The 9,803-nt window shown below is 51.3% G+C and carries 8 protein-coding genes and 3 tRNA genes; 4 read left to right on the top strand and 7 right to left on the bottom strand.

Features of this window, described 5'->3' with window-relative positions; genetic code table 11:
* Both ACLJRH_RS20135 and ACLJRH_RS20130 read right to left on the bottom strand, forming a co-directional pair.
* Positions 1-76: transfer RNA gene (locus tag ACLJRH_RS20135), tRNA-Val, on the bottom strand.
* A 45-nt stretch (positions 77-121) separates the two neighbouring features.
* Positions 122-197 (bottom strand) — tRNA-Val (locus ACLJRH_RS20130).
* A gap of 258 nt (positions 198-455) precedes the next feature.
* Between ACLJRH_RS20130 and gltX the strand changes: the two genes are divergently transcribed.
* Positions 456-1,871, top strand: a complete 1,416-nt coding sequence (gene gltX, locus ACLJRH_RS20125; RefSeq protein ID WP_000695623.1) for a glutamate--tRNA ligase — start codon at positions 456-458, stop codon at positions 1,869-1,871.
* Between the two features lie 53 nt (positions 1,872-1,924).
* Here the strand turns inward: gltX and ACLJRH_RS20120 are convergent, their stop codons facing one another.
* The gene (locus ACLJRH_RS20120) at positions 1,925-2,317 is read right to left on the bottom strand and encodes a MerR family transcriptional regulator (RefSeq protein WP_000826514.1); all 393 of its coding nucleotides are present in this window, start codon (positions 2,315-2,317) and stop codon (positions 1,925-1,927) included.
* 1 nt (position 2,318) lies between these two features.
* Positions 2,319-2,681, bottom strand: coding sequence for a MerR family transcriptional regulator (locus tag ACLJRH_RS20115; protein ID WP_000472034.1), 363 nt, complete (start codon positions 2,679-2,681; stop codon positions 2,319-2,321).
* 221 nt (positions 2,682-2,902) lie between these two features.
* On the opposite strand from ACLJRH_RS20115, the gene ACLJRH_RS20110 reads away from it, so the two are divergent.
* Both ACLJRH_RS20110 and ACLJRH_RS20105 read left to right on the top strand, forming a co-directional pair.
* A tRNA-Ala gene (locus ACLJRH_RS20110) sits at positions 2,903-2,978 on the top strand.
* A gap of 190 nt (positions 2,979-3,168) precedes the next feature.
* A complete protein-coding gene (locus tag ACLJRH_RS20105) occupies positions 3,169-5,358 on the top strand; it encodes a sensor domain-containing phosphodiesterase (RefSeq protein ID WP_001112937.1) in 2,190 nt (729 codons plus the stop codon).
* Between the two features lie 52 nt (positions 5,359-5,410).
* On the opposite strand, the gene nupC is transcribed toward ACLJRH_RS20105, so the two are convergent.
* The gene (nupC, locus tag ACLJRH_RS20100; RefSeq protein WP_000376343.1) at positions 5,411-6,613 is read right to left on the bottom strand and encodes a nucleoside permease NupC; all 1,203 of its coding nucleotides are present in this window, start codon (positions 6,611-6,613) and stop codon (positions 5,411-5,413) included.
* A 342-nt stretch (positions 6,614-6,955) separates the two neighbouring features.
* On the opposite strand from nupC, the gene ACLJRH_RS20095 reads away from it, so the two are divergent.
* Entirely contained in the window at positions 6,956-8,197 is a 1,242-nt protein-coding gene (locus tag ACLJRH_RS20095) for an Nramp family divalent metal transporter (RefSeq protein WP_023136736.1), read from the top strand.
* Positions 8,198-8,257: 60 nt separating this feature from the next.
* Here ACLJRH_RS20095 and ypeC read toward each other — a convergent pair whose 3' ends face one another.
* Both ypeC and mgrA read right to left on the bottom strand, forming a co-directional pair.
* Complete coding sequence (ypeC, locus tag ACLJRH_RS20090; RefSeq protein ID WP_000490091.1) at positions 8,258-8,584, bottom strand: DUF2502 domain-containing protein YpeC; 327 nt, start codon at positions 8,582-8,584, stop codon at positions 8,258-8,260.
* A gap of 113 nt (positions 8,585-8,697) precedes the next feature.
* Complete coding sequence (gene mgrA, locus ACLJRH_RS20085) at positions 8,698-9,696, bottom strand: L-glyceraldehyde 3-phosphate reductase (RefSeq protein WP_000640285.1); 999 nt, start codon at positions 9,694-9,696, stop codon at positions 8,698-8,700.
* Positions 9,697-9,803 lie beyond the last annotated feature (107 nt).

Below are 9,803 nucleotides of genomic sequence, written 5' to 3'. Positions count from 1 at the left end.
TGGTGGGTGATGACGGGATCGAACCGCCGACCCCCTCCTTGTAAGGGAGGTGCTCTCCCAGCTGAGCTAATCACCCACTTCTCAATTTCTTATCTACACGGCGGAGACTACATAAAGTAGTTGGTGGGTGATGACGGGATCGAACCGCCGACCCCCTCCTTGTAAGGGAGGTGCTCTCCCAGCTGAGCTAATCACCCCCGCTGTGTGGAGTCGCATTATAGGGAGAGTTGAAAATGAGTCAACGCATTTTCTAAAGTTTTTGTTTGTTCGTCGTAAAATTAAACAAAACGATCGTGAATTACTCCGCGCTGCATGATTTCTATACGGAAATAGCAAAGCGTAGCGTTCTGACCGGATCAACATTGAGGAATCAAGCCACAGTGATAGAATACAAGGCTATTCATCTTTCCAGGATTTGCCGGTTGTCGGCATCTTTATAAACGTAAGGCCATTTCATGAAAATCAAAACTCGCTTCGCGCCTAGCCCGACAGGTTATCTGCACGTCGGCGGCGCGCGTACTGCTCTTTATTCCTGGCTTTTCGCACGTCACCACGGCGGTGAGTTCGTGCTGCGTATTGAAGACACCGATCTTGAGCGTTCCACGCCGGAAGCCATTGAAGCCATCATGGATGGTATGAACTGGCTGAACCTGGAATGGGACGAAGGCCCATATTTCCAGACCAAACGTTTTGATCGCTATAACGCGGTGATTGACGAGATGCTGGAGGCGGGAACGGCCTATAAATGCTACTGCTCTAAAGAGCGTCTGGAGCAACTGCGTGAAGATCAGATGGCGAAAGGCGAGAAGCCGCGTTATGACGGGCGCTGCCGCCACAGTCACGAACATCATGCCGACGATGAGCCATGCGTGGTGCGCTTTGCTAACCCGCAGGACGGTTCCGTTATTTTTGATGATCAGATCCGTGGGCCGATCGAATTCAGCAATCAGGAGCTGGACGATCTGATCATTCGTCGTACCGACGGTTCGCCGACCTACAACTTCTGTGTGGTGGTGGACGACTGGGATATGGAAATTACCCATGTGATTCGTGGCGAAGACCATATCAACAATACTCCGCGCCAGATTAACATTCTGAAAGCGTTAAACGCGCCGGTGCCGATGTACGCGCATGTGTCGATGATTAACGGCGACGACGGTAAAAAGCTGTCTAAACGTCACGGTGCGGTGAGCGTGATGCAGTATCGCGATGACGGTTATCTGCCGGAAGCGTTGCTGAACTATCTGGTGCGTCTGGGCTGGTCCAGCGGCGATCAGGAAATCTTCACCCGCGAAGAGATGATCAAGCTGTTCTCCCTCGGTGCGGTGAGCAAGTCTGCGAGCGCGTTCAACACCGATAAACTGCTGTGGCTGAACCACCACTATATCAATACGCTGGCGCCGGAATATGTGGCGACGCATTTGCAGTGGCATATCGAGCAGGAAAATATCGACACCCGTAACGGCCCGCAGCTTGCTGAACTGGTGAAGTTGCTGGGCGAACGCTGCAAAACTCTGAAAGAGATGGCGCAGAGCTGCCGCTACTTCTATGAAGACTTCAGCGAGTTTGACGCCGATGCGGCGAAAAAACACCTCCGCCCGGTGGCGCGTCAGCCGCTGGAAGTGGTGCGCGACAAGCTGTCGGCGATTACGGACTGGTCAGCAGAAAACGTCCACCACGCGATTCAGGCCACGGCGGATGAGCTGGAAGTGGGGATGGGTAAAGTAGGGATGCCGCTGCGTGTGGCTGTGACCGGTGCCGGGCAGTCGCCTGCGCTGGATGTCACCGTACATGCGATTGGCAAAACCCGCAGCATTGAGCGCATCAACAAAGCGCTGGGCTTTATCGCCGAGCGTGAAAGCCAGCAGTAACGCCAGCTGAAACAGAATAAACGGCAGGGCAGACGCCTGCCGTTTATTATTTGTTAGTCCGCCTCATTGATACCTAAACGCGTCAGAAATCCGCGAATACCTTCCCGCGATAAAAACAGCGCCAGTTTTTCCTGTTCCTGAGCAGACATATTTTCAACGGCATCAATAATTTGTCGATAAGCGTGACTGTGCGCCGCGTTCGCATATTCTGCGAAAGCCTCTTCCGCCTGATAAAACGCAGGCAGTTTGCGAAAAGCCGGAATATTGAGAATAAACTCCCGCACGCTGGCATCAATATGGATGAGTCTTGCGCGTCCGCCTTTGACGCCGGGAAATTTTTCGGTTTTCCAGTGTTGTTCTCTGATCCAGCGATTGACGGTTTGTCTGGCCACGCCGAGGCATTCAGCCAGCTCTTCAGTGGTCATTTTACTGCGTAATCTTTTCATATTATTTGCTATCGCGTATCCCTAAGCGTTGTAACAAACCGGTAATCCCTTCACGCACGAGGAGAGAGGTAAACTGTTTCTGCTCGGATGAGGTCATCTCTTTGGCGAGCGTCATAAGCAGCGCTTCAAGCGATGCGTTGCTGGCAGGCGTGAATGTGTCTGCGTGATGGTCAACTGAACGTTCAGCGCTGCGGATATATTCACGAACCTGTTCGTTTACATGAACCAGACGGGCTTTACCGCCCTGGACGCCAGGTTTGGGCGATGTTGCCCAGCCTTCTTTCCGTACCCATTTATTGATGGTTTGTCGGCTGTAACCGGTGAGATTAGCGAGTTCTTCTGGCGTCATCCGTTCCTTGAACATAACGATTCCCTGAATAGTCGTGGGGTTAATTAGTGGTTCATTTTATAGCACCATTTTAGTCGAAACCGTGACGTGTTTAACTACTGAATGCGAGTTGTGCCGCAATGTCCTTTATTTGAATGCTTTTTCAGCGATTGAATTCGGCAAGTTCATTTTGCCGTTGACACATGCCGAGGGAATTCATATGATGCCGCCCGTCAACTCGACAAGCTTTACGTAGTGGGGCTATAGCTCAGCTGGGAGAGCGCTTGCATGGCATGCAAGAGGTCAGCGGTTCGATCCCGCTTAGCTCCACCAATATTCAAACCCTCGCTGAAAAGCGGGGGTTTTTGCTTTTTGTCACAAAATTCATGGCGTCTGATCTGTTCTTCAGGTGCGTTTGTTTGCCGCTGCTTTTGCGGTCAATATGAGCTTTTGTTAGATTGCTTCATAATGCGAATATACTTATTATTCATGCGCCTTATATAATGATGTGAGCATTAAAGCAATGCCGGATAAGTGTAACGTATTAAAAAATATAAAAATATTTTTACTGGCTTTCTGCCTGACCGTTCCGGCTATTCTGCTATCTCGTCTCATTTCTCCCCGCGCCACAATTGATTCCAGCTATATCTTTCTGGCCTGGCTACCGCTCTGCGTCATGTTTTCCGTGCTGTTCTTATTTGGCCGCCGTGGCGTCGCGCCGATGGTAGGCGGAATGATGTTGACTAATGAATGGAATTTTCATTTACCTCTGCCACAGGCGATGGTGCTGCTATTTTGCCAGACGTTTCCCGTGTTGCTGGTTTGCGCTATCGTACGCTGGCAGCTGGGCGCGCGCTGGCGCTACGGAATACCCAACCAAGGCATCTGGCTACGCGTTTTCTGGTTAGGGTTAATGACGCCGTTTGGCATAAAAATCAGTATGCATCTGGCGGGGCACTACCTGGCTTTCCCGGTGACCATCTCTACCTTCTTTGGCACCGGCACCGCTATTTTCTCGATTGTTGATTTATTGAGTCTGATTTCTGCCGCGCTTATTTTTACCCTCTTTTTCTATTATCCGCTGCGGATGATAGTCAGCCCGCACTATATTCGTATTTTCTGGCGGAGGGATATCGCTCCTTATCTCGCCAAAGAAAAACGCCTGTTTACGCTTCTCTGGTTTGCCACTCTGGCGACGCTATTAGCGGTGCTGTGTACGCCTTTCGAGACAAAGTATATTGCTGGCTATCTGGTGCCAGTCCTGTTCATTGGATTTACCATCGGCGTGGGGAAAATCAGCTATCCGCTGTTGAATTTTAGTTGGGCTCTCACTGCGCTATTCCTGCTTAGCTATAACCGCAATTTTCTGCAGGGCGTGGGCTCAGAATATTCGCTGGCATTTATCCTTTCAGTTCTCATTTCTTTTAGTATTTGTTTGTTGTACATGGCGCGGATTAATCAGCGTAGCGAATGGTTGAATCGACAATGGCACTCGCAGGCGTTGACCGATCCGTTGACGCAGCTGCCTAACCTGCGTGCGCTGGAGCAGTTTCTTTTACAGGATACCGGGCAAAGCGTGTGTTATCTACGCATGGAAAACCTGGAATTTCTGAGCCGTCATTACGGTATGCAGATGCGCGTGCATTGCGAACGCGAGGTGTTTCGCGTGTTGCAGCCGCTGCTGCTGGAAAAGGAGAAAATTTTCCATCTGCCGGGCAGTGAATTATTGCTGGTACTGACGGGACCGGAGACGGAAGCCCGCCTGCAATATATGCTCAATGTGCTTAATAACCGCAAAATTTACTGGAACAATACCGGTCTGGACATGGAATATGGCGCATCGTGGGGAACATTCGATGGACGCCAGGAAACCTTGCAACCGCTGTTGGGGCAATTAAGCTGGCTGGCGGAGCAATCCTGTTCGCACCGTCGGGTGCTTGCACTGACCCAGAGTATTGAAGCCGCTTCCGGGCAGACGACGGAACGGGTGCTGCGGTTGCAGAAAATCCGTCAGGCGCTGGAGCGCGGCGCGCTGGTTTTGTATGCGCAACCCATTCGCGACGCGCAGGGAAAAGGGTATGACGAGATTCTGACGCGGCTTCGGTGCGACGACGGTATCATGATGCCCAATCAGTTCATTCCGCTTATCGCCCAGTTTAACCTGAGCGTACGGTTTGATATGCAGGTGATGGAAGCGCTCCTGCAATGGTTGTCCGCGCATCCTTCGGCGGAGCAGGGGGCGCGTTTCTCGGTTAATTTGATGCCGCTGACGCTGCTGCAAAAAGAGACGGCGTCGCGCATTATGCAGCTTTTTAAACGCTATGGCGTCCCGCCTGCTTCGGTCATCATCGAAATTACTGAAGAACAGGCCTTCTCTCATTCCGAAATCAGTATGCACAATATCAACCAGCTGCGTAAGTTTGGCCTAAAAATCGCCATTGATGATTTCGGTACCGGTTATGCAAACTATGAACGGCTAAAACGCCTCAAGGCGGACATCATTAAAATCGACGGTTGTTTCGTAAAAGATATCCTGACGGACTCCCTGGATGCGATGATCGTGAAATCCATCACTGATTTAGCGAAAGCAAAATCGTTGAGCGTCGTGGCTGAGTTTGTTGAAACGCCTGCGCAGCGCGATCTGCTATTGCAGCTTGGCGTACACAGTTTGCAGGGATATCTGATTGGCCGCCCGCGCCCGTTAGGCAAATAAGCGGCATAAAAAAACCGGGGATAGCTCCCCGGTTTTTACATTAAACGCAGACTTACAGTACCAGCGCCGCGATAGAGGCGGACAGTACGCTCACCAGCGTAGAACCGTAAACCAGTTTCAGACCAAAACGGGAAACCACGTTGCCTTGCTCTTCGTTCAGGCCTTTAATCGCGCCCGCAATAATACCGATGGAAGAGAAGTTCGCGAAGGACACCAGGAAGACGGAGATAATGCCTTCAGCGCGTGGAGAGAGGGTAGAGGCGATTTTCTGCAGATCCATCATCGCCACGAATTCGTTGGAAACCAGTTTGGTCGCCATGATACTTCCTACCTGCAGCGCTTCACTGGACGGTACGCCCATTACCCATGCGACCGGGTAGAAGATGTAACCCAGAATGCCCTGGAAGGAGATGCTGTAACCGAACCAACCGGTAACCGTTGCGAACAGAGCGTTCAGCGCCGCGATCAGCGCGATGAAGCCGATCAGCATCGCCGCGACGATAATCGCCACTTTAAAACCTGCCAGAATGTACTCGCCCAGCATTTCGAAGAAACTTTGGCCTTCATGCAGGTTCGACATCTGAATATTTTCTTCGCTGGCATCAACGGTATAGGGGTTGATCAGCGACAGTACGATAAAGGTGCTGAACATGTTCAGAACCAGCGCTGCGACCACATATTTAGGGTCCAGCATGGTCATATACGCGCCTACAATAGACATGGAAACGGTCGACATCGCCGTTGCAGCCATGGTGTACATGCGGTTACGGGACATTTTGCCGAGGATATCTTTATAAGCGATAAAGTTCTCAGACTGGCCGAGGATCAGCGAGCTGACGGCGTTAAAAGATTCCAGTTTGCCCATACCGTTTACTTTGGACAGCAGGAAACCAATAGCGCGGATGACCACTGGCAGAACACGGATATGCTGGAGAATACCGATCAACGCGGAAATAAAGACAATCGGGCACAATACTTTCAGGAAGAAGAACGCCAAACCTTGATCGTTCATACTGCCGAAGACGAAGTTTGTCCCTTCGTTGGCAAATCCGAGCAGTTTTTCAAACATCTCGGAGAAACCTTTTACGAAGCCAAGGCCAACATCAGAGTTCAGGAAGAACCAGGCCAGTAGCACTTCGATAACAAGTAACTGAATGACATAACGAATGCGAATTTTTTTACGGTCACTGCTAACCAGCAGTGCGAGTACCGCAACAACGGCAAGCGCCAGGACAAAATGAAGGACGCGGTCCATATTTGCTCCAAATATGAGGCAGGTTTAATTTTCGTGCACATTCTATGCAACAGCCGTAAAGAAAACGAGATCCAACACACACTATAATAAGGACCTGTGACGAGATTCAAAATTAGTGATCTGTAATACACTTTTACTGTACTGAATATGAAAATGAAAAGTTATATCAGTGTGCTAATCTTGTAATGTTAAGCCAAACTGTTCTGATACAGGTCGTCATCGTATCGGTCTATCGTTTCACACTATCAAAGTAATCACCCGTACCCATTGAAATGCACTTGATAATCATTATCAATAAACATAGCATGAAACATAGCAAAGGCTATGTTTTTGAGGCAAAAGATGACTGACAATCGCGTAGAGAATAGCAGCGGACGGGCGGCGCGCAAGCTACGGCTCGCATTAATGGGACCTGCGTTCATTGCCGCGATTGGTTATATCGATCCCGGTAACTTCGCGACCAATATTCAGGCCGGCGCCAGCTTTGGCTACCAGCTACTCTGGGTGGTGGTCTGGGCGAACCTGATGGCGATGCTGATTCAAATCCTCTCGGCAAAACTCGGAATCGCCACGGGCAAGAACCTGGCGGAGCAAATTCGCGACCATTATCCGCGCCCGGTAGTCTGGTTTTACTGGGTACAGGCGGAAATCATCGCGATGGCCACCGATTTAGCTGAATTTATCGGCGCGGCAATAGGTTTTAAGCTGATCCTGGGCGTCTCTTTATTACAGGGCGCGGTATTGACCGGTATCGCGACGTTTCTGATTTTAATGTTACAACGCCGCGGTCAAAAAACGCTTGAAAAAGTCATCGGCGGTTTACTGCTTTTTGTCGCCGCTGCTTACATTGTGGAGCTGTTTTTCTCTCAGCCTGATATGGCGCAGCTCGGAAAAGGAATGGTTATCCCGGCGCTACCGAACCCGGAAGCCGTATTCTTAGCCGCCGGCGTGCTTGGCGCGACGATTATGCCGCACGTGATTTATCTGCACTCGTCATTAACGCAGCATCTGCACGACGGAACGCGGCAACAACGGTACTCAGCAACGAAATGGGATGTCGCTATTGCCATGACGATTGCCGGTTTTGTCAATCTGGCAATGATGGCGACCGCCGCGGCGGCGTTTCATTTTAGCGGCCACACTGGCATCGCCGACCTCGATCAGGCATACCTGACGCTGGAACCGTTACTAAGCCATGCGGCGGCAACGGTGTTTGGTCTTAGTCTGGTAGCGGCAGGGCTTTCCTCCACCGTGGTAGGGACTCTGGCGGGGCAGGTGGTGATGCAAGGGTTTGTCCGTTTTCACATTCCGTTGTGGGTACGGCGCACCATTACCATGCTGCCCTCATTTATTGTGATTTTGATGGGGCTGGACCCTACCCGAATTCTGGTGATGAGCCAGGTGCTGCTGAGTTTTGGTATTGCGCTGGCGCTGGTGCCGCTCCTGATTTTCACCAGTAACGCTACGCTAATGGGCGAGCTGGTGAACACCCGGCGGGTAAAACAGATTGGCTGGATAATTGTCGTGCTGGTCGTCGCCCTGAATATCTGGTTGCTGGTTGGAACGGTAATGGGATTGTCATAAAGACAGAAAGATAGCAGGCCCGATGCGTGGGCGTCATCGGGCTGTTATTCAGCAGGAGGCTTAGTGATGATGTTTGTGACCCCGGCCTCGCCCGCGATGATCGTCGCGATCGCGCCAGCCTTCCCGATAACCGCGTTCATACGCTTTACGCTTATCCCAGCCGCGATGATAGCCGTTGTCATGGCGCCACCAGCGATTTTTACGCCATTCATAATGGTTGTGCCAGTAATCACGGTCGCGCCAGCGACCACCGTCCCAGTAGTTACCGTAATCATCGCGATCGCCAATCTGTAATTTTATTGAGGGCAACAGGGTGATTTCGCCCGCATTCGCGGCAAGCGGTGTAAAAGCCAGCAAGGCTGCCGCCAGAATCAGTGACCTGAACATACTTTCTCTCCTTCACGATCGAGCCGTCGCCGGCCTGTTAATGCAATATTACAAAGCAGTAAAGATTTGTTTCATCGCCTTAACTCTTAAATCATGAAGGAGAGCATTTTTTGCTAAAACCGGCCCTCCAGAATAGCGTCAATTTCTGCACATTCCGCCGCCGAAAAACGGCGATTGGCCAGCATTCCTACGGCGTCTTCGATTTGCGACGGTTTGCTGGCGCCAATCAGTACCGAGGTAACGTTATCGTTACGCAGCACCCAGGCGAGCGCCATCTGAGACAATTTTTGACCCCGTCGCGCAGCCAGTTCATTCAACCGGCGAACTTTTTCCAGTTTGTCGGCGGTAATCTGTTCTGGTTTAAGGAAACGGCTTCCGCTCGCCGCGCGGGAATCTTCCGGAATGCCATTCAGATAACGGTCAGTGAGCTGCCCGCCCGCCAGCGGCGAGAAGGCAATACTACCGACGCCTTTTTCCTGCAACAGCGCCAGCAGCCCGTCCTCTACCCAACGCTCAAAAAGCGAATATTTAGGCTGATGAATCAGGCAAGGCGTGCCGAGATCCTCCAGAATATCGATAGCTTGTCTGGCCAGATCGGCAGGATAGTTAGAGATCCCCACGTACAACGCTTTGCCCTGGCGCACAAGGTGATCTAACGCTTTCATCGTCTCTTTAAGCGGCGTTTCGGGATCGGGACGATGGTGATAAAAGATATCGACATACTCCAGCCCCATACGTTTCAGGCTTTGATCGAGGCTGGCGATAAGGTATTTCCGTGAACCCCAGTCGCCATAAGGGCCATCCCACATGGTGTAGCCCGCTTTGGTGGAGATGATCAACTCATCGCGCCACGGTAAAAAATCTTCCTGCAGAATGCGGCCAAAATTGCATTCTGCGGAGCCCGGCGGCGGCCCATAATTATTGGCGAGATCAAAGTGGGTAATGCCCAGATCGAACGCGCGTTGCAGCAGCGCCCGGCTATTTTCTACCCGTGTCGCATCGCCGAAGTTGTGCCATAACCCCAGCGAAATGGCGGGAAGTTTGACGCCGCTGCGCCCGCAGCGACGATACTCCATTGTGTGATAACGATTTTCATCGGGCTGATAAATCATGACCTTTCCCCCTGTGGCGTGAATAAATAGTGTATACGGTTACACTCGCCAGGCGGTATGCGGATTTTACTGTTCACCGCTGTAAACATTGTTTTCCAGGCTTTCAT

The sequence above is a fragment of the Salmonella sp. SAL04162 genome, assembly GCF_046551535.1.
Lineage (GTDB): Bacteria > Pseudomonadota > Gammaproteobacteria > Enterobacterales > Enterobacteriaceae > Salmonella > Salmonella enterica.
This window is presented reverse-complemented; position numbering and strand designations above follow the sequence as displayed.

What these genes read in the sequence shown, in the direction of transcription:
- ypeC (WP_000490091.1), bottom strand. Translation starts at nt 8,584, where the DNA reads ATGTTCAGGTCACTGATTCTGGCGGCAGCCTTGCTGGCTTTTACACCG.
- ACLJRH_RS20105 (WP_001112937.1), top strand. Translation starts at nt 3,169, where the DNA reads ATGCCGGATAAGTGTAACGTATTAAAAAATATAAAAATATTTTTACTG.
- ACLJRH_RS20120 (WP_000826514.1), bottom strand. Translation starts at nt 2,317, where the DNA reads ATGAAAAGATTACGCAGTAAAATGACCACTGAAGAGCTGGCTGAATGC.
- ACLJRH_RS20115 (WP_000472034.1), bottom strand. Translation starts at nt 2,681, where the DNA reads ATGTTCAAGGAACGGATGACGCCAGAAGAACTCGCTAATCTCACCGGT.
- mgrA (WP_000640285.1), bottom strand. Translation starts at nt 9,696, where the DNA reads ATGATTTATCAGCCCGATGAAAATCGTTATCACACAATGGAGTATCGT.
- gltX (WP_000695623.1), top strand. Translation starts at nt 456, where the DNA reads ATGAAAATCAAAACTCGCTTCGCGCCTAGCCCGACAGGTTATCTGCAC.
- ACLJRH_RS20095 (WP_023136736.1), top strand. Translation starts at nt 6,956, where the DNA reads ATGACTGACAATCGCGTAGAGAATAGCAGCGGACGGGCGGCGCGCAAG.
- nupC (WP_000376343.1), bottom strand. Translation starts at nt 6,613, where the DNA reads ATGGACCGCGTCCTTCATTTTGTCCTGGCGCTTGCCGTTGTTGCGGTA.